The organism is Nocardioides sp. NPDC000445 (genome assembly GCF_040300245.1).
GTDB lineage: Bacteria > Actinomycetota > Actinomycetes > Propionibacteriales > Nocardioidaceae > Nocardioides.
Window position 1 is genome coordinate 102522 of sequence record NZ_JBEPDH010000008.1, and the last position, 23442, is coordinate 125963.

Consider the following 23442-nt stretch of genomic DNA (forward strand, 5'->3'; position numbering starts at 1 on the left):
AGCCATCTGTGTGATGCTGGCCCGCATGGATCCGATCGGCGAGGCGAAACGGCAGTGGATCGCGCACGGCTGGGCCGATGCCGCCGACGGGATGGCGCTGGTGACCTCGCTCGTGCGCGTGCACCAGCTCGTGATGGAGCGCGTCGACGCCGCGCTGCGCCCCCACGACCTCTCCTTCGCCCGCTACGAGGTGCTCCGCCTCCTCTCCTTCACCCAGGACGGCCAGCTCCCGATGGCCAAGCTCGGCTCCCGCCTCCAGGTGCACCCCGCCTCGGTGACCAGCGCCGTCGCCCGCCTGGAGAAGCAGGGCTTCGTACGCCGCAGCCGCTCCGTCGACGACGGGCGCGTGGTCCTCGCCGCCATCTCCGACGCCGGGCGCGAGGTCGTCGAGGCGGCCACGATCTCGCTCAACAGCGAGGTCTTCGAGAAGCCCGGGATCGAGGACGTACCCGCCGTGACCGCGCTGCTCACCCAGCTCCGGGCAGCCTCCGGGGACACGGTCGACTAGGACGTGGCGTAGCCGCGGAGCCGGCTATCTCCAGAGCACGAAGTAGTAGACGAGCAGCGGGATCACGGGCGCCAGAAGAAGCCAGGGCGTGGCCGGCGAGAGCCTGTTGATCAGGCGTACGCCGACCACTGCCATCACGCCGAGGAGCACCGAGATCACGAAGAGCCCCTCGCGCGCGCCGCCCTTGTCGGCACCGGTCGCGCCGAGCGCGGCCATCGCCAGGGAGTGCAGGAGGACGACCGCGCAGAGCAACGAGGATGCGACGTACTTCTTGACCTGCTCGATGTGCACGGGATCAGCTCTTCTTGACGTATTCCGACTTCAGCTGCATCGGCCCGATGCCTTCTATCCTGCAGTCGATGTCGTGGCCGCCGAAGCCGTCGCCGAGTCGGATGTTCTTGACCTTGGTGCCGACCTTGACGACGAGGGAGGATCCTTTGACCTTCAGGTCCTTGATCACGGTGATCGAGTCGCCATCGGCGAGTGGAGTCCCGTGGGCATCGGTGATCTGCCCGCCGCCGGTGGACTCGGTCTCCTCAGGGTTCCACTCGTGCCCGCACATCGGGCAGACGAGCAGGGCGCCCTGCTCGTAGGAGTAGGCCTCGGAACATTCCGGGCATGGGGGCAGTGCGTCGGTCATCGGACTCTCTTCGAAGTTGTCAACGGTCAGGGTGGTCGGCTCAGTCGTCGGCGACCGTCAGCTCGTCCTCGAACTCGCTGCGGGTCTCGGCGAGGTTGAACAGGATGGTCCGGGCGGAGACCAGGAGGTCGCGGACCTCGGGGATGCTGATGGAGTAGACGACCTCGCTCCCCTGTCGGTAGGAGGCGACCAGCGAGGTACGTCGCAGCACCGAGAGCTGCTGCGACAGGTTGCTGGGCTCGATCGCGATCCGTTCCAACAGCTCGTGGACGGCGTGGTCGCGCTCTGCGAGCAGCTCCAGGATGCGGATCCGTGCGGGATGGCCGAGGGTGCGGAAGAACTGGGCTTTGGCCTGGTAGAGCGGGACGCTCATCGAGCCCTCCGTCGAACGAGGATGAACAGGATTTCTGGGACGAGGCTATGATACATGACTTGAAGACATCTTCATGTCATGAATCTGTTTCCCGCTCGACCTTCAGGAGCACACCGTGGCCAACGTGAGCGCCAGCCGGATCGAGATCGGCGATGTCATCACCATTCCGGGGACGCCGATGCGTCGGTGCCGCGTTCGTCTGATCCGATCAGCCGCGCCGGGCGTCGTGTGGCTGTATCTGACCGATTCGACGGGCGAGCGGCTCCGTCGTCACGTCGCGCTCCCGCTGGACCAGAGCGTCCTGCGCCACCACACGGCGCCGTCCGATCCCGAGCAGATCCCGGAAGACGGCTAGATGCTCGAGGTGTCGTCGATGTCGCTCGCGGACCTGAGAGATCGTGCCGTCGCCCTGTTGCCGGGCAGGGAGGACTGGGAGGCGGTCAGACGGGACCCGAAGAGGGACCTGGTCGCCGGGGTCACGGTCGCCGTCGTAGCGCTGCCGCTGGCGCTCGCGTTCGGGGTCTCCTCCGGGATGGGAGCGTCGGCGGGGATCGTGACGGCTGTGGTCGCAGGCGTCGTCGCGGCGGTGTTCGGCGGCTCGAACCTGCAGGTCTCCGGGCCGACCGGGGCGATGACGGTCGTGCTGGTCCCGATCATCCACGACTTCGGCCGCGACGGCGTACTGATGGTCGGGCTGCTGGCTGGGATCATGCTGCTGATCGCCGCCGGGCTCGGTCTCGGGAAGCTCGTGCGCTACCTGCCGATCCCGGTGATCGAGGGATTCACGGTGGGTATCGCTGTGGTGATCGGGCTGCAGCAGGTGCCGGCCATGTTCGGGATCGACGGCGGCGAGTTCGAGCACACCTGGCAGGTCGCTCTCGACGTTGTCCACCGCTGGCTCGGGCAGCCACAGTGGGCGCCCGTGGTGATGGCGCTGCTGGTGGCGGCGCTCATCCTGGCCGCACAGCGGTGGCGCCCGGCGGTGCCGTGGTCGCTGGTCGCGATCGTGCTGGCCACCGTCGCCGGACTGTGGCTACCCGTCGAAGGGATCGGCGACCTGCCGCCCGGCCTACCCGCACCGGACGCCGGATTCGTCTCGCTGTCCGGGCTGACCGCCCTGGTCCCCGCGGCTGCGGCCGTTGCCGCGCTGTCTGCGCTGGAGAGCCTGCTGTGCGCGACCGTGGCCGACTCGATGACCGTGGACCAGTCCCACGACCCCGACCGCGAGCTCGTCGGCCAGGGGCTGGCGAACCTCGCGGTGCCGTTCTTCGGTGGCGTCCCTGCAACGGCGGCGATCGCGCGCACCGCCGTCAACGTGCGCGCCGGGGCGGGCTCCAAGCTGGCCGCGGCCACCCATGCCGTGGCCCTGCTGGTGATCATGAGCGCGTTGACCGGTCCTGTCGCGCACATCCCGCTCGCGGCACTCGCCGGCGTGCTGCTGGCCACCTGCGTACGCATGATCGAGGTCGCCTCCGTCCTCGCGCTGCTGCGCTCGACCCGTGGTGACGCGGTCGTCCTGGTGCTCACCTTCGTGGTGACGGTCGCCTTCGATCTCGTCGATGCGGTGATCGCAGGCCTGCTGGTCTCGATCCTGTACGCACTGCGGCAGATCGCCCGGAGCGCGGTCGTCAAGCGGGTCGAGCCGTTCGGGCCCACCCACGGAACGCACTCCGAGGAGGAGCACGAGCTGCTGAAGAAGCACATCGTGGTGTACCGCTTCGACGGACCGCTCTTCTTCGCCGCTGCCCACCGCTTCCTGCTCGAGCTCTCCGAGGTCGCCGATGTCCGGGTCGTGGTGCTGAGGATGTCCCGGGTGACCACGATCGACGCGACAGGCGCGAAGGTCCTGGACGAGGTCATCTCCCGTCTTGAACGACGGGGCAAGGTCGTCATGATCTCGGGCATCTCGCCGGAGCACGCCGAGGTTCTGGCCCGCCTCGGGGTCGCCGACCACCTGCGCCGCGACAACCGCATCCACAGCACGACCCCGGAGGCGATCTCCCGCGCACTGGAACTGGTGGCCGAGCACGCTACAACCTGAGGCCGGGAGGCCTGCCGAAGAAGGCATCCCGCCCACCCGTCGAATCGCGTACTGGCGAGTACGTGATCCACGACCTATGCTGGAATTACTTGGACGTCCAACTATTCCCTGGGAGCATCGCCCATGTCCGACCTCCACATCCCCCAGAACCACGTACGGATCGTGACCGCGAGCAGTCTGTTCGACGGTCACGACGCGGCGATCAACATCATGCGCCGGATCTTCCAGGCGCAGGGATGCGAGGTGATCCACCTCGGCCACAACCGCTCGGTGACCGAGATCGCCGACGCCGCCGTCCAGGAGGACGCGCACTGCGTGGCGGTCTCTTCCTACCAGGGCGGGCACGTGGAGTTCTTCGAGTATCTGGTGTGCGCCCTCAAGGAGCGCGGCGCCGGCCACGTCAAGGTCGTGGGCGGTGGCGGCGGCGTGATCGTTCCCTACGAGATCGAGCGGCTGGCCAACTCCGGCGTCAAGATCTTCTCCCCCGAGGACGGCCAGCGGCTGGGGCTCCCGGGGATGATCAACACGGTCGTACGCGACATCGACCGCGACCTGTGGCCCACCTTCCCCATCACCCCCAACGGCGTGATCGCGGGCTACGGGCTCTCCATCGGACGCGCGATCACCGGTGCCGAGCAGGGCCGGCTCCCCGAGGACTTCCTGACCCGGCTGCGTGAGGCCGACCAGGCCGTCGTGCTCGGTGTCACCGGCACCGGCGGCTCCGGCAAGTCGTCGCTCACCGACGAGCTGGTCCGGCGGCTGCGGGTCGACCAGGAGGACAAGATCCGCATCGGCGTACTCGCCATCGACCCCACCCGGCGGCGCGGCGGCGGTGCGCTGCTGGGCGACCGGATCCGGATGAACTCGCTCGCCGCCATCACCGACGGTGGCTCGACGACGTACTACCGCTCGCTGGCCACCCGCGGCGGCCACGAGGTGCCCGAGCACTTCGGCGACGTGCTCACCGTGATGAAGGCCGCCGTCGACCTCGTCATCGTCGAGACCCCCGGCATCGGCCAGGGCGACACCGGGATCAGCGACTTCGTCGACGTCTCGCTCTACGTGATGACGCCCGAGTTCGGCGCCGCATCGCAGCTGGAGAAGATCGACATGCTCGACTTCGCCGACGTCGTGGCGATCAACAAGTTCGAGCGGCGCGGGGCCGAGGACGCACTGCGCGACGTGTCCCGCCAGCTCGTCCGCAACCGGGAGGCGTTCACCTCCTCCCCCGACGACATGCCCGTCTTCGGCACCTCGGCCGCCGCCTTCGACGACGACGGCGTCACCGCGCTCTACCAGCACCTGCGCGGGCTCCTCGCCGAGGCGGGGCTCGCCATCAGCGAGGGCGTCCTTCCCCGGGTCTCGACCCGCCACTCGACCGGCCTCCATCCGATCATCCCCGAGAGGCGGGTCCGCTACCTCGCCGAGATCGCCGGCGACGTACGCGACTACCACGCCCGCACCGTCGAGCTCGTCGCCGCGGCGCGGAAGGAACAGGCCTACGAGATCGTCGCTGCGGACCACCCCGAGCTCGAGGCTCCTGCCGGCGAGATCCCGGACGACCTGCGCAAGCAGCTCTCCTCCTGGCAGGAGACCAGGGAGACGTACGCCGCCGACGAGAGCGGCCGCACGTCGCTCGCCGGCAACTACATCCCGCGGGTGTCGACCCCGCGCTACACCGACCGTGGCGAGCTGACCCGGTTCCTGCGCAACGAGAACCTGCCCGGGTTCTTCCCGTTCACCGCGGGCGTCTTCCCCTACAAGCGAGCCAACGAGGATCCCGCGCGGATGTTCGCCGGCGAGGGCGACCCGTTCCGCACCAACCGCCGCTTCAAGCTGCTCTCCGAGGGCCAGCCCGCCACCCGGCTCTCGACCGCGTTCGACTCGGTGACGCTCTACGGCCGTGATCCCGACGTACGCCCCGACATCTACGGCAAGGTCGGCACCTCCGGCGTCTCGGTGGCGACGCTGGACGACATGAAGGCGCTCTACGACGGCTTCGACCTGCTGGCCCCGACGACCTCGGTGTCGATGACGATCAACGGTCCGGCGCCGACGATCCTGGCGTTCTTCCTCAACACCGTGATCGACCAGGCACGCGAGCGCGGTATCGACCCGGCGAAGGCGCTGCAGACGGTCCGCGGCACGGTGCAGGCCGACATCCTCAAGGAGGACCAGGGCCAGAACACCTGCCTGTTCTCCACGGAGTTCTCGCTGCGCTGCATGGCCGACATCCAGGAGTGGTTCATCGAGAACGGGGTGCGCAACTTCTACTCGGTGAGCATCTCCGGCTATCACATCGCCGAGGCCGGGGCAAACCCCATCTCCCAGCTCGCCTTCACGCTCGCCAACGGCTTCACCTATGTGGAGTCCTACCTGGCCCGCGGCATGGACATCGACGACTTCGCGCCCAACCTGTCCTTCTTCTTCTCCAACGGGATGGACCCGGAGTACTCCGTCATCGGCCGCGTCGCCCGCCGGATCTGGGCGATCGCGATGCGGGAGCGCTACGGCGCCTCGGAGCGCTCGCAGAAGCTGAAGTACCACATCCAGACCTCGGGCCGGTCCCTGCACGCGCAGGAGATGGACTTCAACGACATCCGCACCACGCTGCAGGCGCTCATCGCGATCTACGACAACGCCCAGTCGCTGCACACCAACGCCTTCGACGAGGCCGTGACCACCCCGTCCGAGGAGTCGGTGCGGCGCGCCCTGGCGATCCAGCTGATCATCAACCGCGAGTGGGGCCTGGCGTTCAACGAGAACCCGCTCCAGGGCTCCTTCATCATCGACGAGCTCACCGACCTCGTCGAGGAGGCCGTACTGAAGGAGTTCGACCGGATCTCCGAGCGCGGCGGCGTGCTCGGCGCGATGGAGACCGGCTACCAGCGCGGCAAGATCCAGGACGAGTCGATGCTCTACGAGCACCGCAAGCACGACGGCACGCTGCCGATCGTCGGCGTCAACACGTTCGTACGCGACACCAACGGCGCCCCCGCCGGCCCCGTCGAGCTCGCCCGGGCGACCGAGACCGAGAAGAAGTCCCAGCTCGACCGCGTCCACGCCTTCCAGGCCGCCCACTCCCGTGAGGCGGAAGAGGCGATCGTACGTCTCAAGCAGGCCGCCACCTCCGACGAGAACGTCTTCGCCGCGCTCATGGACGCGGCTCGCGTCTGCTCGCTCGGCCAGGTCACCGAGGCGTTCTTCGAGGTCGGCGGGCAGTATCGGCGCAACGTGTGAGGTGTTCCTTCGGCAAGGTATGCAGCCGAAGGAACGCATCCCGCGCGGAAGTCCGCACGGGATGTGCGCCTTGACCTGCATACCTTGACGGAGGAACCACATGCACGACGACCTGGGCACCCCGTACGACGGCCCGCGCCCCGCGACCCGAGTGGTCTCGCTGGTCCCGTCGCTGACCGAGGCGCTCGTCTCGATCGCGGCGGACCGGGTCGTCGGGGCGACGGACTGGTGCACGCATCCGGCAGACCTCGACGTGCCGCGCGTGCGCGGCACCAAGAACCCCGATCTGGCCGCGATCGCGGCGCTGGCGCCGGACGTGGTGGTGGCCAACAAGGAGGAGAACCGGGAGCTGGACGTACGCCGGCTGCGGGAGCGGGGCGTCCGGGTCTGGGTCACGGACATCGAGACGGTCCCCCAGGCGATCGCGTCCATGGAGAACCTTCTCGACGGCCTCGGCTGGGACCGCCCGAGCTGGCTCGCGGAGGCTCGCCGGCTCTGGTGCGGGCCGCTCCCCCGGGTCACTCGCCGGGTGGTGGTGCCGATCTGGCGGGACCCGTGGATGGTGGTCGGCTCACGGACGTTCACCGGAGACCTGCTGCGGCGGCTGGGCTGGGAGAACGTCTTCGGCGAGCACGCGGACCGCTATCCGCACGTCGAGTTGGCCGAGATCGACGGCGCCGGAGCCGACGCCGTGCTGCTGCCCGACGAGCCGTACGTCTTCACCGCCGAGGACGGCCCGGAGGCGTTCTCGCGGACGCCGACCGAGCTGGTCAGCGGCCGGCTGATCACCTGGTACGGACCGAGTCTGGTCGAGGCACATCGGTGGGCAGCCGGCTGATCGCCGGCACCTGAGCCAACCCGTTGATGATGACCGAGAAGACCAGCAGCGCGAGCGCCCATCCCGGCTGACCCGCGTCCAAGAGCGCCAGCGAGGCGAGCCCGAACACGATCACCTTGGCCACCGGCCGGACCACGGGACCACCGCGAGGCGCCTTCGGCGACGCGAACGACCACCAGACGAACATCGCTGCAAGAGGCAGCAGCCAGACCAGCAGCCATCGCGGCTCCTGCTGCCAGCCCCACACCCCGAAGGCGGCCATCGCCAACAGCTCGTCGACGAACACCAGAGTCAGCACGAACCAGCCGAAGACCTTCACGGCGGTCAGCGTAGGGGCACCGCCCCGCCTCAACCAGCGGTTAATGCAGCCAGGTCGCGTACGGCGTAGCGGTGGTGCTCTGCCTCCTCGGCGAGGACGACCTTGAGGCAGCGGCGCACGGTGTAGTCGGCCTCGGGATCGTTGCCGATCGGCTTGCGGGTGCAGAGCCGGTCGAGGTCCGCGTCGGTGACCCCCGAGACGAACTCGCGCATCGTGCCCATCCGGGCCAGGCGTGGCTCCAGGATCTCCTCCAACGACGGGTCCGCGTCGACGGTAAGTCCGTCGACTCCGTCAGGAGCACCGCCTGGACCGAACCCGAGCGGGTGGTAGGGCGAGTCCTCCTCGAGGACCGGGTTGCCGAGCCACTTGTCGCTCGCGTAGAGCAGATGGCGCTGGGTCTCGATGAACGACCACTCGTCGTCGACCCGCCGACGATGCAGCTCCTCCGGCAGCGCCCGGACCCGCTCGAACGTCGCCGCCCAGGTCGCCTCGATCGCCGCCCAGGCCGCACGGATCTCATCCGCCGTCTGCGCCTCGCGGGCCAGCACACGGTTGGGCTCGACGCGATCGAGCTCGGCCTCGACGTACGCCGTCACGTCGATGTCGTTGACCACGACCCGCCCGAAGTCGCCGCCGAGATAGACGTCGCGGCCGTAGCAGTCGACGACCTTCACCCGCTCCTCGAACCAGCAGTCCCGGATCTCCAGACCACTGACATCGCTCTGCCGGATCAGCGCGTCCCGGAACTGGTCGGTGTCGACGTACGTGTTCGCCTGTGTGGAGGTCATGTTCCATCGTCCACCGGCCCAGCCGAAGTGGCAAAGGAAATCAGCGACCTATCGCGTCCAGCTCAGCCAGGTCGTCCGGATCGAGCTCGATCGCGGCGCCGGCGACGTTCTCGCGCAGGTGGTCGACCGAGGACGTGCCGGGGATGAGGAGGATGTTGGGCGAGCGCTGGAGCAGCCAGGCGAGGGCGACCGACATCCGACTGGAGCCCACCCTGTCCGCGACGACGTCGAGCGCACCGGACTGCAGCGGCGTGAAGCCGCCGAGCGGAAAGTAGGGGACGTACGCGACGCCCTGCTCGGCCAGCGAGTCGATGAGGTCGCCATCGCGGCTGTTGGCCAGGTTGTAGAGGTTCTGGACGCAGACGACCGGCGCGACGTCCTGCGCCGCGGCGATCTGCTCGGCGCCGGCCTCGCTGAGCCCGAGGTGGCGGATCAGGCCCTGCTGCTGCAGCTCGGCCAACACCGCATAGCTGCGAGCGACGTCACCAGGACCGGTGCCTGCGATGTCGTCGGTGTCCATGATCCGAAGATTCACGACATCGATCACGTCAAGACCGAGATTGTCCAGGTTGGAGTGCACGGCGGCACGCAGCTCGTCGGGCGAGGCCGCGGGGAGCCAGGCGCCCTCGTCGTCGCGACGTGCCCCGACCTTGGTCACGATGCGAAGCCCCTCGGGATAGGGGTGCAGTGCTTCCCTGATGAGCTGGTTGGTGACGTGGGGGCCGTAGAAGTCGCTGGTGTCGATGTGGTCGATGCCCAAGGCGATCGCCTCGCGGAGGACCGCGACAGCGGCGTCGCGATCGGCCGGAGGGCCGAAGACATGCGGCCCGGCGAGCTGCATCGCGCCGTAGCCCATCCGGCCGACGGTGAGGTCGCCCAGGGTGTAGGTCCCGTACGTGGTGGTGTCAGTCATGCTTCCACCCTGCCTCGCCCGAGGCGGACCAAGGAGTGGGCCGCTGATCCTGGTAGCGAGGGGACCAGGATGGAGCGCTTGCGCGGGCCGGTGGACAACTACGGTGGAGACGTGAACGAGGACAACCGGCTGGGTGCCTACCTCCGTGCCCGACGCGAGCTCGTGCAGCCCGGCGACGTAGGCCTTCCCACCAGCGGTGTACGCCGCGTGCCCGGCCTGCGCCGCGAGGAGGTCGCGCTGCTCGCCGGCGTGAGCGCTGACTACTACCTGCGGCTGGAGCAGGGTCGCGATCGCAACCCGTCACCGCACGTGCTGGAGTCCATCGCACGGGTGCTGCGGCTCGACGAGGCAGGGACCAGCTACCTGCTCGGCCTGGTCGCGCCCGGCTCGCGGCGACCGCGTCGCCGGCCCCGACGAGCGCAGGTGCCGACGCCGCTGGCCCAGTTCCTGGACGTCATCGGGGTGCCTGCGTTCGTCGAGGACCGCTACCTCGACATCCTCGCCAGCAACACCCTCGCCCGGCTGGTCGACCCCACTCTCAGGGTCGGCGAGAACCGGCTGCGCTCGTTCTTCCTCGACCCGGCGGTCCAGGCACTCCACCTGGAGTGGGAGTCGGTCACCAGCTCCCTGGTGGCCAGCTTCCGTACCTCCGTCGGTCACGACACCGACGATCCACGCTTCGTCGAGCTGGTCGGTGAGCTCTCGCTGGGCAGCGAACGGTTCCGACAGCTCTGGGCCCGCCACGACGTCATGGCGCTCACCAGCGGCACCCTCCTGATCGACCACCCGCAGGTCGGGAGCATGACGCTGCACCGCCAGAAGCTGACGATCAGCGACGGGAGCGGCCTCATCGTCGGCGCCTACCACGCCGACCCGGGCTCGGAGAGCGCCGAGAAGCTGGCACTGCTGGCCTCGCTGGGAACCACCGAGACCACTCCGTCCTGACCCTCGGGACTACCTGAAGGCGGGCTTCTCCTTGGCCAGGAACGCGCGTACGCCCTCCTTGAAGTCCGCGCCGGTGTAGACCTCCCGCAGCAGGTCCTCGTCGCCCTCCGGCGAGGCCTCCGCCCTGGCGGCGTACGCGGCGAGCTGGCTCTTGGTGGTCCGGACGGTGACTCCGGAGAGCGGCAGGATGCCCTCGACCAGCGCGTCGACCTCGTCGGCCAGCGAGTCGGTGACGGCGGTCAGCGCGCCGGTGGCGTAGGCGCGGTCCGCGCCGACCAGGCGTGCCGCGAGCAGCATCTCTCGCACGACCGGCTCGCCGAAGACGGCGGCCGCGCGGTAGACGATGGAGGCCGCGAGCGCGTTGCCGAGCGTCTTCGCGATCGGGTAGCCGAAGCGCGAGTGCGGCGTCGCGACCCGCAGGTCGCAGTGGGTCGCGACCGCGAGCCCGCCACCGACACAGACGCCGTCGACCGCGGCGATGGTGACCTGCGGGAGCGCGAACAGCTTCTCGAGCAGCGCGCGGATCCAGTCCTCGTAGTCGACCGCGTCACGGGAGAGGAAGTCGGAGATCTCGTTGCCGGCGGCGAACGCCCGGCCGCCGGTGCCGGTCAGCACCAGCACCTTCACCGACTCGTCGGTGGCCAGCTCGTCGCACAGGTCGTGCAGCGCGCCGTACATCTCCGCGGTGAAGGCGTTGTGCTTCTGCGGCCGGTTGAAGGTCACCTGTACGACGCCGGGGCGCCGCTCCACTACCAAGTCCTCGCTCACGAGAACCGAGCGTAGGGCACCCCGCGGGGCGCCCTACGCGGGTGCTCATCAGACGTGCGGCTTGACCTGGTCGGTGTAGATCTTCTCCAGCGCCGTCTTCAGGCTGTCCATCTCGGTCTGAACGTCCTTGTTCTCGGTGAGGATCGAGGCCATGTGGTTGGCCATCTCCAGGTCCCCACCGGGCAGGAAGACACGGGCGTAGTCCTGCGAGCGGGTGTTGGGGAGCTGGTCGATCGCGACCTGGGCCTGCGGGGTCTTCTTCAGGATCGCGGCAGGGTCGGCGGACTTGCGGATCGGCACGTAGCCGGTCGCCTCCGAGAACTTGATCGCCTGCTCGGGCTCGGTGAGGAACTTGATGAACGTGCCGGCCGCGAGCTGCCGCTCGGGGCTGATGTCCTTCGGGATGCCGACACCCGAGCCGCCGGTCGGGCAGATCCGCTCGGCCTCCGCCGGCCCGGCGGGCAACGGGGCGACGCCGACGTCGAACTTCGCCGAGGTGATCGCGTTGATCAGGTCACCGGTCGAGCCGACGGTGGCGCTGGCGACACCCGCCGCGAAGTCCTGGATCTGGTCGACGCCGGCGACCCCGGCGACCTTGTCCTTGTAGACCCAGTCCTTGAGGAACGAGAGCGCCTCGACCGAGGTGGCCGAGTTGCAGGTGATGTCGAACGACTCCTCCTTCGACCAGCCGCCGCCCCAGCCCCACAGGTTGTTCTGCAGGGTCCAGCCGGCGTAGCCCGCCAGCGCCGGGAACTGGAAGGCGAACTTCGCGCCGCTGGCCTGGGCGAGCTTCATCTTCCACTCGCCGAACTCCTCCCAGGACTCCGCTCCCTCGTCGGGCAGCCCGGCCTTCTTCCAGTGGTCCTTGTTGTAGTAGAAGAGCGGCGTCGAGCGCGCCCACGGGACCGCCCAGTGGGCGTCGTCGTAGAGGTAGTCGCCCAGCAGCGAGTCGACGTAGTCGTCGGTGTCGAACTCGAGCGCCTCGAAGAGCGAGTCGAGCGGGATGATCTGGTCGTTCATCTTGTAGCGGAACCACCACACGTCCGACAGGTTGATGATGTCGGGCAGGTCGCCGCCGGTCTGCGCGGTCTGGAACTTCTGCGCGATCTCCTCGTAGTCGGCGCCGGCCGTGACGAGCTTGACCGTGATGTCGGACTGGGAGGCGTTGAACGCGTTGACGATCTCGGTGCTGACCTTGATCGAGTCACCCGGGTTGGAGGTCCAGAAGGTGACCTCCTTGGCCGGCTTCACCCCGCTGAAGTCGATCTGCTCGACCTTGCTGGCGCTGCCTCCCCCGCTGGTCGAGGGGCCACCACCGCAGGCGGAGAGCGCCGCCGCGGAGATGCCCAGGGCGCTGAGGCCGAGGAACCGTCGTCGGTCCAGGATCAGACCCGAGCGATGCAGGTTGGACGAGGTGTTCATGAAGCATCCTTTCCCTGTTGTGCCGACTGTGGGCTGAGAACGTCAGCCTTTGACGCCGCCCTGGGTGAAGCCGTTGACGATGTGCCGCTGCAGGAACGCGAAGACGACGAGGATCGGCAGCAGCACCATCACGGTGCCGGCCATCAGGACGCCGAACGAGCTGGCCGCGGACTCGCTGTTCTGCAGCAGCGTCAGACCGCGTGGCAGCGTCATCATCTCGGGATCGGTGATGATGATCAGCGGCCACAGGTAGTCGTTCCACTCGTAGACCACGTTGACCAGGGCCACGGTCGCGATCGACGGCAGCGACATCGGCACCACGCAGTGCCACAGCCTCCGCCAGTGGCCGGCGCCGTCGAGGTGAGCCGCCTCGATCACCTCGTAGGGCAGCTGCATGAAAGCCTGGCGCAGCAGGAACGTACCGAAGCCGGTGCCGAGACCGGGCAGGATGAGGCCCCAGTAGGTGTTCTCGCCACCGAGGCTGCTGATGAAGACGTAGTTGGGCAGCGCGGTGACCTGCGGCGGCACCATCATCGTGGCGAGCACGCCCCAGAAGATGTACTTCTTGCCGGGGAACTCGCAGAAGACCAGGCCGTACGCCGTCAGGATCGCCAGCAGCACCTTCAGCCCGGCGCCGACGACCGTGACGATGGTGGAGTTGAGGAAGAGCCGCCCGAAGGGGACCTTCTGCGCCGCCTCGGCGTAGTTCTCCGGCTTCCAGACCTCGGGGAAGACGACCAGGTCGGTGGTCGCCAGGTCGCCGGCGCCCTTGAAGGAGGCCAGGAACATGTAGCCGAGCGGCAGCACGACGACGAGCACCGCGAGCAGAAGCACCAGGTAGTCGCGTACGGTCAGCGGCGTCAGCCGCAGCTTGCGTGAGGGAGCCGTCGTCGTGCTCATCGGTAGTGGACCCGCCTCTCCACGACGATCAGCTGGACGAGCGTGATCACCACGAGGATCGCGAAGAGCACCGTGGACAGCATCGCGGAGTAGCCCGCCTGGCTCTGCTCCTTGAAGCCGGTCAGGTAGGCATCGAAGATCAGGGTGCGGGCGCCGCGGCCGAGCTTGTCCATCGCGATCAGCAGGTCGAAGGCCTGCAGGCTGTTGAGGATCGTGGTGACCAGCAGGAAGAACGTGGTCGGCGACAGCAGCGGCAGGGTCACCGTGAAGAACCGTCTCACCGGGCCGGCGCCGTCGAGATCGGCCGCCTCCAGCACGTCGCCCGGCACCGCCTGCAGGCCGGCGAGGTAGATGACCGCGGCATAGCCGAGGTTCTTCCAGACGTAGACGATGATCACCATCGTCAGCGTCCACGGAGGCGAGTTGATCCACTCCGGGCTGTTCAGACCGATGTCGCGCAGGATCGCGGAGAGCGCGCCGATGTTGGGGTCGAAGATGTAGAGCCAGGCGAGCCCGACGCCGTAGCCGGAGAGGATGTACGGCGCGAAGACCGTGGCCTGCGCGAACCCGGCGCCCGGAAGCTTTCGGTTGAGCGCCAGCGCGACACCCAGACCCAGGGCGAGGGTGAGGCCGACGGTCGCGACGGTGAAGATCGCCGTCGTGGTGAGCACCTTGCTCGCCTCGCCGGAGGTGAAGAAGTCGCGGTAGTTGCCCAGCCCGACGGGCGTCGCGAACTTCGAGCCCAGCGTCCAGTTGAGCGTGGAGTAGTAGATGTTCTGGAAGAGCGGTCGGTAGGTGAAGACCGCGATCAGAACGACGTTGGGCGCGACGAACGCGACAAAGATCAGCCACTCCCGTATGCGTCTTCCCGAGAGTGCCTGACGTGGTCGCTTGGTCGTGACGGCCGTCATACCTGGCACGATCGGTGAGTCAAGCGGCTGGGTCGGACCCCGTCAAGAGTAAAACTCTTGGTCTCAAGATTTCGTTACCGGAAACTGACCGTGAACGTCATGGATTTACCAGCTGAAGCGGAGCCCGAAGCAATCAGAGGAGCCAACGTCCGAGCAACGTGCCGTCGTGCTCGATGAGCGAACCCAACGACACCGGTACGTCCGTGGGTGGCCCGGTCACAATCCGCCGGCCGTCGCCGGCGAGGAGCTTGGGCGTGATCGTGTGGCAGAGCTCGTCGACCACGCCGGCCTCGAGCAGCGAGCCGAGAAGAGCCGGCCCGCCCTCGCACAGCACGTGCTGCATGCCCTCCTCGTGCAGCCGGTCGAGGAGCGCCGGCAGGTCGACCTCGGAGGTGCCGGTGACGTAGACGTTCTCCTCGCCGATCTCCTCGCGCGCCGCGTCCAGGCCGGGCGCCTCGGCCACCGTGGCGAGCCGTACCGCGCCGGGCTCGCAGCCGCGGAGATCGTCGGGGATCCGGCCGCGGCGGGAGACGACGACGATCGGCGCGCCCTTGGCCTGGTACGTCTCCGCGACGGCGGTCCCGGCGCCGACCAGAACGGCGTCGGCGAGATCGCGCAGGACGTGGAAGACGTCGACGTCGACCGCGTTGTTGACCGTGCCGGAACGCCCGTCGGAGCCGGTCGCCGCGCCGTCCAGGGAACTGACCATGTTGGCCCGCAGCCATGGCAGGCGGGGCGGGGCGTAGATGGCGCGCAGGCCGTCAGGGGTCGTCGGGTCGCCGTCACCGTGCAGGAGCCTCACCCCGCAAACCTAACCGCTCAGGGCACCCCGCTATCTTCATCGCATGAGTTGGTTGGTTACCGGAGGCGCGGGCTACATCGGATCGCACGTCGTGCAGGCACTGCTCGACGCGGGCATGGAGCCGGTCGTCATCGACGACCTGTCCTCGGGGTTCGCGAAGTTCGTGCCCGACAACGTCACGTTCGTCGAGGCGACGCTGCTGGACAGGTCCGCGATCGAGCAGGCGATCTCCAACCACGGTGTCGAGGGAGTCATCCACCTCGCCGGCTTCAAGTACGCAGGCGTGTCGGTGCAGCGGCCGCTGCACACGTACGCACAGAACGTCACCGGCACCGCCAACCTTCTCGAGGCGATGACGGCCACCGGTGTCGACAAGCTGGTCTTCTCCTCCTCCGCCGCGACCTTCGGCACTCCCGACGTCGACCTGGTCACCGAGACCACGCCGACCAACCCGGAGAGCCCCTACGGCGAGTCGAAGCTGATCGGCGAGTGGCTGATCGCCGACGTGGCGCGTGCCGAGGGGCTCGCCCACACCAGCCTGCGCTACTTCAACGTCGTCGGGTCCGGCAGCAAGGACCTCTACGACACCAGCCCCCACAACCTCTTCCCGCTCGTCTTCGACGCGCTGGCCAAGGGCAAGACGCCGCAGATCAACGGCGACGACTACCCGACCCCCGACGGCACCTGCGTACGCGACTACGTGCACGTCGCCGACCTGGCCCACTCCCACGTCGTCGCCGCCAAGCGGCTCGCCGAGGGCAAGGACCTCGAGCCGGTCTACAACCTCGGCTCGGGCGACGGCTCCTCCGTACGGCAGATCATGGATGCCATCCGCGAGGTCACCGGCATCGACTTCGAGCCGGTCATCAAGCCGCGTCGTCCCGGCGACCCCGCCCGCATCGTCGCCACCGGCGAGCTCGCCCGGCGCGATCTCGACTGGCAGATGCGCCACGACCTGCGCTCCATGGTCGCCACCGCCTGGGAGGCCCGCCAGGCCGCTGGCGCCGACTACCCGAGCTGACCCTTCGACAAGCTCAGGACATCGCCTCGGGCGGGATGTTCACCGAGGTAACTCGGTCAACGCCCACTTCCCTCGTGGAACTCGATGAAATAACCGACGGCTCACCGAGTTACCTCGGTGAGCCGTCGGGCATGAAGGGCCAGGATCAGGCCTTCTTGGCAGCCGTCTTCTTGGCCGGAGCCTTCTTGGCGGGAGCCGGCTTCTCGGCCGGAGCCTCGGCCTTCGGGGCCTCCGCCTTGGCAGCCTCGGCCTTGGGGGCCTCAGCCTTCGGAGCCTCGGCCGGGGCCTCAGCGGTCTCGGACTTCTTGAACTTCGCGACGAAGGTCTCACCGCGGGTGGCGAGCTTGTCGTAGGTGCCGGTGGCGGAGCCGGTGGTCTCGTCGAGCTTGGCCTTGACCGTGGTCTTCAGCTTCTCGGGGAGAACGGTGTACTGCTCCTTGGCCAGGGCCGGGAGGGACTTCGGGTCGAAGCCGGTCACGGTGGACTTGGCAGCGGTGGCCTTCTCGGTCGCCTGGGTGCGGTAGGCGGTCGCCTTCTCGGTCGCCTTGGAGCGGGCGTCGGTCAGCTTGGTGGTCGCCTCGGAGCGGTAGCCGTCGACGCGCTTCTGCAGGTCGGTGGCGAGGTCCTTGACGGTCTCGTAGGCGAGATCCGCGACACCGGCGACGGCGTTGAGGGGCTTGGTGGTCTCAATCTTGGGCAGAGTGGGCATCTGGGTTCTCCTCGTGATGGGGTTCAGCGGTTTCATCGGCGGCCGGCGCATCGTCGGTGACACGACTGTTGAGAGCAAGGAACGAGTGATAGACGTCGAGCAGCGAGTGCTTCTGCCGCTCGGTCAGGCTCGGGTCGGCGAGCACAGCGAGCTCCACGGACCCCCCGACGTTGGAGTCGGGGCTGAGGATCCCGGCACGGACATAGACCTGCTCCGCCGAGATACGCAGCGCCTTGGCGATCTGCTGGAGGACCTCAGCCGATGGCTTGCGCAGACCGCGCTCGATCTGGCTGAGGTAGGGGTTGGACACACCTGCTTGGTCGGCGAGCTGACGCAGAGACATCTCAGCCGAGATCCTCTGTTCCTTCAGATACTCGCCGAGCGTGCCAACCGCACTCGTGACCTTGCTCTTGACCATGGCTCCATGGTGCTAACAATTGCTAGCAAACACAAGGCCTGAGCAACCGAAGTGACACACATCACCCACTAGTTGCCTCACCAACCGGCGAAAACGCGCGGAGCGCGGCCATCCTCGCCTCGCTAGCAGACCGCTAGCAGATCACAGAAGCGCGCGGATCTCCCCGACGCGTCGCCCGCCACCGAAGATCGGCGCGTCGCCGGTCGCGCGCAAGGCATCGGCATCGACCCCGTCGAGGTCACCGACCCCGTCGCGCAGCAGCGCGGCGGCCATCACCGCCGCCCGCGCCCGGTCGCCGCCGTCGTCGGCCTTCAGCGCCCATGCGCGGCCGTCGGGAAGCGCGACGGCGTAGACCGCCTCGGCACCCAGCTTGCCGATCAGCCCGGGTACGGCCCGGTGCAGCGCCACCTCGTCGCGGGTCGTGCCCGAGACGTACTCGGGGTGGGAACGGATCGCCTCGGCGACCCGCGCGGCCGGACCGTCGACCGCCGAGCCGATCATCGAGAACGCCCGCGCCAGACCGGTCAGCGACGTGGACAGGGCCGGCGCCCCGCATCCGTCGACGGTGGCGTACGCGGTCTCGCCGGTGCACGCCTCGAGCACCTCCTGGATGCCCTCCTGGAGCGGGTGCTTCGGGTCCAGATAGTCCTCCAGCGGCCAGCCTGCCGCGACGCAGGTGGCCAGCATCGCGGCGTGCTTGCCGGAGCAGTTCATCGCCAGGCGGGTCTTCGGCTCGCCGCGACGGAGCGCCTCCTCCCGCGCCTCGACACCGAACGGGTAGTCCTCGATGTTGCCCAGCGCGGACTCGTCCAGGCCGACGGTGGCGAGGATGCGGCGCACGCCCTCCTGGTGGAACGCCTCGCCCGAGTGGGAGGCGCAGGCGAGGGCGAGCAGGTCGGGCGGCAGGTCGAGGCCGAGGATCACCATCGCGAGGGCCTGGACCGGCTTGTTCGAGGAGCGCGGCAGGATCGGCGACTCGACGTCACCGAGCGACCAGCTCACGGTTCCGTCGGCCGCCAGGGCGACGGCGGAACCGTAGTGGTGTCCCTCGACGAAGTCGGAGCGGATGATCTCGGCGAACGGCACTGGTGCTGGCATGGGGGCGAGACTATGTGAGAGTTGCCCCGTGTTCGCCGACCTCCTCACCCAAGACGCGCTCAGCGTGCTCGTGGTCAGCTTCGGCATCGGCATCGTCGTCGGGCTGACCGGCATGGGCGGTGGCGCCCTGATGACCCCGGCGCTGATCTTCCTCGGGGTGCCGCCGACGACCGCGGTCGCCAACGATCTCGTCGCCGCCTCGGTCAACAAGTCGGTCGGGGCCGCGGTGCACTGGCGCCACGGCTCGCCCAACATCAAGCTGGCGACGTACCTCATCATCGGCTCGGTGCCGTGCGCGTTCCTGGGCACCTTCGTCCACAAGCTGGCGCCGGGCGACACCGACCACTTCCTCAAGCTCGTCCTCGGCGGGGCTCTGCTGTTCGCGGCGGCGTCCTACATGTTCCGGATGTACCTGCAGCTGCGTCTGGTCACCGGCGGCAACGAGGCTCCCGAGGAAGATCCCCGCCTGAAGCCGCTGCTCACCGTCGTCATCGGCGCGCTCGGCGGCCTGCTGGTCGGCATCACCTCGGTCGGCTCCGGCTCGGTCATCATGATCGCGCTGCTGCTGGTCTACCCGACCCTCTCCGCGGTGAAGCTGGTCGGTACTGACCTGCTCCAGGCGGTGCCGCTCGTCCTGGCCGCCGCGATCGGACAGGTGCTCAACCACGGCGTCGAGTGGGCGGTGCTGATCCCGCTCATCCTCGGCGGCACCCCCGGCACGTTCCTCGGCTCCCGGATGGCGCGCTGGGTCTCCCAGTCGGTCATCCGGCGCGGCATCGTCATCATGCTGACGCTCTCCGGCGCCAAGATGCTCGGCGCCGACGCCACCTTCCTGCTGCTCCTCGGCGGCGCGATGCTGCTCCTCGGACCGCTCCTGTGGGGCTTCATCCGCCAGTCGCGCGGCCTGGAGGCCTTCGACAACAACGCCGCCGCCTGGCGGCTGCCGGAGCGTTCGGAGAAGTAGCACGCACGCAGAGTCGGCAGTCAGGCCTTCAGGTAGCGGCGCAGGGCGTCGAGGTGGTCCTCGGGCTCGAACCCGGTGGCGGTGAGCTTGTCGAGGGACATCACCGAGTTGAGCGGTCGCGGCGCGACGCCCTCCTTGCCCGCGAAGTAGGCCTCGGTCGAGGTGGCACCCACATCGGCCCGGTCACGCCCCGACAGCGAGAACACCTCGGCGGCGATGTCCCGCCACGAGCACGGCTCCCCGGCGTTGGTGCAGTTGTAGACCCCGTACGCAGCCTCGGACCGGAGCAGGTGAGCGGTGGCCGCGGCGAGGGTGTCGGTGAAGGTGAGCCGGCCGATCTGGTCGTCGACCACGGTGGGCGAGACGCCCTTCTCGGCGAGAGCCGCCATGGTGCGTACGAAGTTCTTGCCGTCGCCGACGACCCAGGAGGTGCGCAGGATGTAGTGACGAGCGGTGCCGGCGACCGCGATGTCGCCGGCGGCCTTGGACTGGGCGTAGACACCGAGGGGCGAGACCGGCTCGTCCTCGGTGTGCTCGGTGGCGGTGCCGTCGAAGACGTACTCGGTGGAGTAGTGCACCAGGGTCAGCCGGTGCTCGGTCGCGACCCGGGCGAGCAGCGCGGGAGCCGTCGCGTTGGCGGCCCAGGCGGTACGCCGGCCGTCGGCCGTCTCGGCGACGTCGACGGCCGTGTAGGCCGCGGCGTTGAGGATGAGCTGGTAGTCGGGCCACGGCCAGGCCGCGACCGCCTTCTCGTCGGAGATGTCGAGCTCGTCGAGGTCGACCGCGTCCGCATCCGGGAAGACCGACACGAGGGCCCGGCCGAGCTGGCCGTTGGCGCCGATGATCAGGGTCTTCTTCGGCTTCATCGGGGTGATCTCGGCCAAGCGCGGGTTGGCGAGATCCTTCTCGGAGATCTCGGCCGACTCCAACGGGATCGGCCACGGGATCGCGGCGGTCTCGTCGGCGAGGTTGAGCGCCGGGTAGGCGAACCCGGGACGCCAGTGGTCGTTGACCAGGTAGGAGTAGACGGTGCGGTCCTCCAGCGCCTGGTAGGAGTTGCCGACCCCACGCGGCACGAAGACCGCGGTCTCCGGGCCGATCTCGACGGAGAAGGTCGCTCCGAAGGACGACCCCTCACGCATGTCGACCCACGCCGCGAAGACCCGCCCGCACGCGACGGAGACGAACTTGTCCCACGGCTCGGTGTGGATCCCCCGGGTAGCGCCGCGGGAGGCGTTGAAGGACATGTTGTTCTGCACCGGCCCGAAGTCGGGGAGCCCCAGCTCCACCATCTTCGCGCGCTGCCAGTTCTCCTTGAACCAGCCGCGGGCGTCGCCGTGCACGGGCAGGTGGACCACCAGGAGACCGGGGATCGGGGTCTCCTCGACACGAAGCTCAGCCACCGAGATCACTGTCCCTTCGCGGCGTACTTGGCTTCGGTCTCGTGCTTGAGCGGCGACCACCAGGCCTCGTTCTCCTGGTACCAGGAGATCGTCGCGGCCAGGCCCTTGTCGAAGTCCTGGTACTTCGGCTCCCAGCCGAGCTCGCTGCGCAGCTTGCCTGACTCGATGGCGTAGCGGCGGTCGTGGCCGGCGCGGTCGGTGACCCACTCGATGTCGTCCTCGGGACGCCCGAAGTGACGCAGGATCGCGCGGACGACGTCGACGTTGGACTTCTCCCCGTCGGCACCGATCAGGTACGTCTCCCCGATCCGGCCCTTCTCCAGGATCGTCCAGACCGCCGAGGAGTGGTCGTCGGTGTGGATCCAGTCGCGCACGTTGAGCCCGTCGCCGTAGACGCGCGGCCGGCGGCCCTCGATCACCTCGGTGATCTGACGCGGGATGAACTTCTCGACGTGCTGCCAGGGGCCGTAGTTGTTGGAGCAGTTGGAGATCGTCGCGCGTACGCCGAAGGAGCGCACCCAGGCGCGGACGAGGTGATCGGAGCCGGCCTTGGAGGCCGAGTAGGGCGAGGACGGCTGGTAGGGCGTGTCCTCGGTGAACCGCTTCGGGTCATCGAGGTCCAGGTCGCCGTAGACCTCGTCGGTGGAGACGTGGTGGAAACGTACGTCGTGACGCCGGACCGCCTCGAGGAGCACGAAGGTGCCGACGATGTTGGTCTGGACGAACGGAGCCGGGTCGGAGAGCGAGTTGTCGTTGTGCGACTCGGCCGCGTAGTGCACCACGGCATCCGACTCCGCCACCAGCGGCTCAACGACCGCGGCGTCCGCGATGTCGCCGACCACGAGCCTCACCCGATCCTCCGTGAGCCCCGCCAGCGATGCCTCCGAGGAGGCATAGGTCAGCTTGTCGAGCACCGTCACGTACGCATCGGTGTTGGCCACGAGGTGGTGCACGAAGTTGGAGCCGATGAACCCGGCCCCGCCTGTCACAAGAATCCGTCTCACCGGTTCATCGTAGGCAGAATTAACCACCCGGTGGTCGCCTCGCCCCGGTGGGTTCCCTAGAACGTGGGGTGAACATCCGTAGGATCAACTGACCATGAAGGGGATCATCCTTGCCGGAGGCACCGGCTCACGTCTGCACCCGATCACACTCGCGATCAGCAAGCAGCTGATGCCGATCTACGACAAGCCGATGATCTACTACCCGCTGACCACGCTGATGCTGGCCGGGATCCGGGACATCCTGGTGATCACGACGCCCCACGAGGCCTCCGGCTTCCATCGGCTCCTGGGCGACGGCAGCCACCTCGGCGTCAACATCAGCTACGCCGAGCAGCCCTCCCCCGACGGCCTCGCCCAGGCGTTCACGATCGGCGCCGACGTCGGCTTCCTCGATGAGTCCGAGGACGGTGTCGGCCTCGTCCTGGGTGACAACATCTTCTACGGCCCCGGCCTCGGCACCCAGCTGGCCCGCTTCAAGACGATCACGGGCGGCGCCGTCTTCGGCTACCGCGTCGCCGACCCGCGCGCCTACGGCGTCGTCGAGTTCGACGAGAACCGCAAGGCCATCTCCTTGGAGGAGAAGCCCGAGAAGCCGAAGAGCCCGTACGCCGTCCCCGGCCTCTACTTCTACGACAGCTCGGTCATCGGGCACGCCCGCAACCTGAAGCCATCGGCGCGCGGCGAGCTCGAGATCACCGACCTCAACCGGATCTACCTCGAGGCCGGCACCCTCTCTGTCGAGGTGCTGCCACGCGGCACCGCGTGGCTCGACACCGGCACCCTCGAGGACCTCAACGAGGCCGCCAACTTCATCCGCGCCATCGAGCACCGCCAGGGCACCAAGATCGGCGCCCCCGAAGAGGTCGCCTGGCGCCAGGGCTGGCTCTCCGACGAGGATCTCTCCCGGCTCGCCCAGCCGCTGCTGAAGAGCGGCTACGGGAAGTACCTGCTCGGCCTGCTGGCCTAGGCGGAATCAGGCCTCCGCCGCGACCGCGGCCGTCTGCTCGGCGCGACCGAAGTCGTCCTCGAGGCGGACGATGTCGTCCTCGCCGGTGTAGCCACCGCGCTGGACCTCGATGATCGAGAGCGGCTCGTCGGTCTCGTTGCAGATCCGGTGGGCCTGGCCGACGGCGACGTCGACCGACTCACCCGGGCCGGCGATGGTGGTCACGCCGTCGATGATGCAGGTCGCCTTGCCGTAGATGACCACCCAGTGCTCGGAGCGGTGGGTGTGGGTCTGGTACGAGAGGCGGCTGTTGGGCAGCACCTCGATCCGCTTGACCTTGTAGCCCGGACCGATGTCGATGACGTGCCACGAACCCCAGGGGCGGGTCTCGGAGTCACCAGCCATGATGTTGCCTCATTCCTAGACACTGAACAGAAGACGCGACAATAACTGTACGCATCCGCGCACGGT

The 23442-nt window shown here is 68.4% G+C and carries 26 protein-coding genes; 9 read left to right on the plus strand and 17 right to left on the minus strand.

Annotation, left to right across the window (positions count from 1 at the left end):
- The first annotated feature begins 25 nt into the window (after positions 1-25).
- The gene (locus tag ABT304_RS12715; protein ID WP_350715606.1) at positions 26-508 is read left to right on the plus strand and encodes a MarR family winged helix-turn-helix transcriptional regulator; all 483 of its coding nucleotides are present in this window, start codon (positions 26-28) and stop codon (positions 506-508) included.
- A 24-nt stretch (positions 509-532) separates the two neighbouring features.
- On the opposite strand, the gene ABT304_RS12720 is transcribed toward ABT304_RS12715, so the two are convergent.
- Genes ABT304_RS12720 through ABT304_RS12730 form a run of 3 tightly spaced genes read right to left on the minus strand, consistent with a single transcriptional unit; the run spans position 533 to position 1521 of the window.
- Positions 533-799 carry a transcriptional regulator gene (locus ABT304_RS12720; RefSeq protein WP_350715608.1) on the minus strand — a complete coding sequence of 89 codons (267 nt, stop codon included), beginning with the start codon at positions 797-799 and terminating at the stop codon, positions 533-535.
- A 4-nt stretch (positions 800-803) separates the two neighbouring features.
- A complete protein-coding gene (locus tag ABT304_RS12725; protein WP_350715610.1) occupies positions 804-1148 on the minus strand; it encodes a zinc ribbon domain-containing protein YjdM in 345 nt (114 codons plus the stop codon).
- A 40-nt stretch (positions 1149-1188) separates the two neighbouring features.
- Entirely contained in the window at positions 1189-1521 is a 333-nt protein-coding gene (locus ABT304_RS12730) for an ArsR/SmtB family transcription factor (protein ID WP_350715612.1), read from the minus strand.
- Between the two features lie 115 nt (positions 1522-1636).
- On the opposite strand from ABT304_RS12730, the gene ABT304_RS12735 reads away from it, so the two are divergent.
- The 4 genes from ABT304_RS12735 (at position 1637) to ABT304_RS12750 (ending at position 7640) form a co-directional block, all read left to right on the plus strand.
- Positions 1637-1876 carry a hypothetical protein gene (locus ABT304_RS12735; RefSeq protein WP_350715614.1) on the plus strand — a complete coding sequence of 80 codons (240 nt, stop codon included), beginning with the start codon at positions 1637-1639 and terminating at the stop codon, positions 1874-1876.
- An 18-nt stretch (positions 1877-1894) separates the two neighbouring features.
- Complete coding sequence (locus ABT304_RS12740; RefSeq protein WP_350715615.1) at positions 1895-3562, plus strand: SulP family inorganic anion transporter; 1668 nt, start codon at positions 1895-1897, stop codon at positions 3560-3562.
- Positions 3563-3685: 123 nt separating this feature from the next.
- Positions 3686-6802: a fused isobutyryl-CoA mutase/GTPase IcmF gene (gene icmF / locus ABT304_RS12745; RefSeq protein ID WP_350715617.1), complete on the plus strand. Its 3117-nt coding sequence runs from the start codon at positions 3686-3688 to the stop codon at positions 6800-6802.
- A 100-nt stretch (positions 6803-6902) separates the two neighbouring features.
- Positions 6903-7640 carry a helical backbone metal receptor gene (locus tag ABT304_RS12750; protein WP_350715618.1) on the plus strand — a complete coding sequence of 246 codons (738 nt, stop codon included), beginning with the start codon at positions 6903-6905 and terminating at the stop codon, positions 7638-7640.
- On the opposite strand, the gene ABT304_RS12755 is transcribed toward ABT304_RS12750, so the two are convergent.
- From ABT304_RS12755 to ABT304_RS12765, 3 genes are read right to left on the minus strand one after another with little or no spacing between them, the layout of a single operon-like run.
- A complete protein-coding gene (locus ABT304_RS12755; protein ID WP_350715620.1) occupies positions 7588-7959 on the minus strand; it encodes a YrdB family protein in 372 nt (123 codons plus the stop codon). The genes ABT304_RS12750 and ABT304_RS12755 overlap by 53 nt on opposite strands.
- A 29-nt stretch (positions 7960-7988) precedes the next feature.
- A complete protein-coding gene (locus ABT304_RS12760; protein WP_350715621.1) occupies positions 7989-8747 on the minus strand; it encodes a DinB family protein in 759 nt (252 codons plus the stop codon).
- A 40-nt stretch (positions 8748-8787) separates the two neighbouring features.
- Complete coding sequence (locus ABT304_RS12765) at positions 8788-9660, minus strand: oxidoreductase (protein ID WP_350715623.1); 873 nt, start codon at positions 9658-9660, stop codon at positions 8788-8790.
- Between the two features lie 69 nt (positions 9661-9729).
- Between ABT304_RS12765 and ABT304_RS12770 the strand changes: the two genes are divergently transcribed.
- On the plus strand, positions 9730-10605 hold the full coding sequence (locus ABT304_RS12770; protein WP_350715625.1) for a helix-turn-helix transcriptional regulator: 876 nt from the start codon (positions 9730-9732) through the stop codon (positions 10603-10605).
- Between the two features lie 9 nt (positions 10606-10614).
- On the opposite strand, the gene ABT304_RS12775 is transcribed toward ABT304_RS12770, so the two are convergent.
- The 5 genes from ABT304_RS12775 to ABT304_RS12795 all read right to left on the minus strand — a co-directional run bounded on the left by ABT304_RS12775 (position 10615) and on the right by ABT304_RS12795 (position 15408).
- Positions 10615-11373 carry an enoyl-CoA hydratase-related protein gene (locus ABT304_RS12775; RefSeq protein WP_350715627.1) on the minus strand — a complete coding sequence of 253 codons (759 nt, stop codon included), beginning with the start codon at positions 11371-11373 and terminating at the stop codon, positions 10615-10617.
- Positions 11374-11421: 48 nt separating this feature from the next.
- A complete protein-coding gene (locus ABT304_RS12780; RefSeq protein WP_350715629.1) occupies positions 11422-12795 on the minus strand; it encodes an ABC transporter substrate-binding protein in 1374 nt (457 codons plus the stop codon).
- A 42-nt stretch (positions 12796-12837) separates the two neighbouring features.
- Positions 12838-13695, minus strand: a complete 858-nt coding sequence (locus ABT304_RS12785) for a carbohydrate ABC transporter permease (RefSeq protein WP_350715631.1) — start codon at positions 13693-13695, stop codon at positions 12838-12840.
- A complete protein-coding gene (locus ABT304_RS12790) occupies positions 13692-14606 on the minus strand; it encodes a carbohydrate ABC transporter permease (protein WP_350715633.1) in 915 nt (304 codons plus the stop codon). The genes ABT304_RS12785 and ABT304_RS12790 overlap by 4 nt, the downstream gene beginning before the upstream one ends.
- Before the next feature lie 133 nt (positions 14607-14739).
- A complete protein-coding gene (locus tag ABT304_RS12795) occupies positions 14740-15408 on the minus strand; it encodes a dihydrofolate reductase family protein (protein ID WP_350715635.1) in 669 nt (222 codons plus the stop codon).
- A 43-nt stretch (positions 15409-15451) separates the two neighbouring features.
- Here ABT304_RS12795 and galE point away from each other — a divergent pair, with 43 nt between their 5' ends.
- On the plus strand, positions 15452-16429 hold the full coding sequence (gene galE, locus ABT304_RS12800; RefSeq protein WP_350715637.1) for a UDP-glucose 4-epimerase GalE: 978 nt from the start codon (positions 15452-15454) through the stop codon (positions 16427-16429).
- Positions 16430-16574: 145 nt separating this feature from the next.
- On the opposite strand, the gene ABT304_RS12805 is transcribed toward galE, so the two are convergent.
- The 3 genes from ABT304_RS12805 to ABT304_RS12815 all read right to left on the minus strand — a co-directional run bounded on the left by ABT304_RS12805 (position 16575) and on the right by ABT304_RS12815 (position 18654).
- Positions 16575-17138 (minus strand): hypothetical protein, encoded by a 564-nt coding sequence (locus ABT304_RS12805; protein ID WP_350715638.1) that lies wholly within the window; start codon positions 17136-17138, stop codon positions 16575-16577.
- Positions 17116-17481 carry a helix-turn-helix domain-containing protein gene (locus ABT304_RS12810; protein ID WP_502890334.1) on the minus strand — a complete coding sequence of 122 codons (366 nt, stop codon included), beginning with the start codon at positions 17479-17481 and terminating at the stop codon, positions 17116-17118. The genes ABT304_RS12805 and ABT304_RS12810 overlap by 23 nt, the downstream gene beginning before the upstream one ends.
- Positions 17482-17697: 216 nt before the next feature.
- Positions 17698-18654 carry an asparaginase gene (locus ABT304_RS12815; RefSeq protein WP_350715640.1) on the minus strand — a complete coding sequence of 319 codons (957 nt, stop codon included), beginning with the start codon at positions 18652-18654 and terminating at the stop codon, positions 17698-17700.
- A gap of 28 nt (positions 18655-18682) precedes the next feature.
- Here ABT304_RS12815 and ABT304_RS12820 point away from each other — a divergent pair, with 28 nt between their 5' ends.
- Positions 18683-19618 carry a sulfite exporter TauE/SafE family protein gene (locus tag ABT304_RS12820; protein WP_160026787.1) on the plus strand — a complete coding sequence of 312 codons (936 nt, stop codon included), beginning with the start codon at positions 18683-18685 and terminating at the stop codon, positions 19616-19618.
- A gap of 20 nt (positions 19619-19638) precedes the next feature.
- Here ABT304_RS12820 and ABT304_RS12825 read toward each other — a convergent pair whose 3' ends face one another.
- Positions 19639-21021 carry a sugar nucleotide-binding protein gene (locus tag ABT304_RS12825; protein WP_350715642.1) on the minus strand — a complete coding sequence of 461 codons (1383 nt, stop codon included), beginning with the start codon at positions 21019-21021 and terminating at the stop codon, positions 19639-19641.
- A 5-nt stretch (positions 21022-21026) separates the two neighbouring features.
- A complete protein-coding gene (gene rfbB, locus ABT304_RS12830; protein WP_350715643.1) occupies positions 21027-22025 on the minus strand; it encodes a dTDP-glucose 4,6-dehydratase in 999 nt (332 codons plus the stop codon).
- A 94-nt stretch (positions 22026-22119) separates the two neighbouring features.
- Here rfbB and rfbA point away from each other — a divergent pair, with 94 nt between their 5' ends.
- The gene (rfbA, locus tag ABT304_RS12835) at positions 22120-22992 is read left to right on the plus strand and encodes a glucose-1-phosphate thymidylyltransferase RfbA (RefSeq protein WP_350715645.1); all 873 of its coding nucleotides are present in this window, start codon (positions 22120-22122) and stop codon (positions 22990-22992) included.
- A 6-nt stretch (positions 22993-22998) separates the two neighbouring features.
- Here rfbA and ABT304_RS12840 read toward each other — a convergent pair whose 3' ends face one another.
- A complete protein-coding gene (locus ABT304_RS12840; protein ID WP_160026783.1) occupies positions 22999-23376 on the minus strand; it encodes a phosphomannose isomerase type II C-terminal cupin domain in 378 nt (125 codons plus the stop codon).
- Between the last annotated feature and the right edge of the window lie 66 nt (positions 23377-23442).

Coding starts and splice junctions, on each gene's coding strand:
- ABT304_RS12715 (WP_350715606.1), top strand. CDS start 26: ATGGATCCGATCGGCGAGGCGAAACGGCAGTGGATCGCGCACGGCTGG.
- ABT304_RS12725 (WP_350715610.1), bottom strand. CDS start 1,148: ATGACCGACGCACTGCCCCCATGCCCGGAATGTTCCGAGGCCTACTCC.
- ABT304_RS12730 (WP_350715612.1), bottom strand. CDS start 1,521: ATGAGCGTCCCGCTCTACCAGGCCAAAGCCCAGTTCTTCCGCACCCTC.
- ABT304_RS12740 (WP_350715615.1), top strand. CDS start 1,895: ATGTCGCTCGCGGACCTGAGAGATCGTGCCGTCGCCCTGTTGCCGGGC.
- icmF (WP_350715617.1), top strand. CDS start 3,686: ATGTCCGACCTCCACATCCCCCAGAACCACGTACGGATCGTGACCGCG.
- ABT304_RS12750 (WP_350715618.1), top strand. CDS start 6,903: ATGCACGACGACCTGGGCACCCCGTACGACGGCCCGCGCCCCGCGACC.
- ABT304_RS12760 (WP_350715621.1), bottom strand. CDS start 8,747: ATGACCTCCACACAGGCGAACACGTACGTCGACACCGACCAGTTCCGG.
- ABT304_RS12765 (WP_350715623.1), bottom strand. CDS start 9,660: ATGACTGACACCACCACGTACGGGACCTACACCCTGGGCGACCTCACC.
- ABT304_RS12770 (WP_350715625.1), top strand. CDS start 9,730: ATGGAGCGCTTGCGCGGGCCGGTGGACAACTACGGTGGAGACGTGAAC.
- ABT304_RS12780 (WP_350715629.1), bottom strand. CDS start 12,795: ATGAACACCTCGTCCAACCTGCATCGCTCGGGTCTGATCCTGGACCGA.
- ABT304_RS12785 (WP_350715631.1), bottom strand. CDS start 13,695: ATGAGCACGACGACGGCTCCCTCACGCAAGCTGCGGCTGACGCCGCTG.
- ABT304_RS12790 (WP_350715633.1), bottom strand. CDS start 14,606: ATGACGGCCGTCACGACCAAGCGACCACGTCAGGCACTCTCGGGAAGA.
- galE (WP_350715637.1), top strand. CDS start 15,452: ATGAGTTGGTTGGTTACCGGAGGCGCGGGCTACATCGGATCGCACGTC.
- ABT304_RS12805 (WP_350715638.1), bottom strand. CDS start 17,138: ATGCCCACTCTGCCCAAGATTGAGACCACCAAGCCCCTCAACGCCGTC.
- ABT304_RS12810 (WP_502890334.1), bottom strand. CDS start 17,481: ATGTCTCTGCGTCAGCTCGCCGACCAAGCAGGTGTGTCCAACCCCTAC.
- ABT304_RS12815 (WP_350715640.1), bottom strand. CDS start 18,654: ATGCCAGCACCAGTGCCGTTCGCCGAGATCATCCGCTCCGACTTCGTC.
- rfbA (WP_350715645.1), top strand. CDS start 22,120: ATGAAGGGGATCATCCTTGCCGGAGGCACCGGCTCACGTCTGCACCCG.
- ABT304_RS12840 (WP_160026783.1), bottom strand. CDS start 23,376: ATGGCTGGTGACTCCGAGACCCGCCCCTGGGGTTCGTGGCACGTCATC.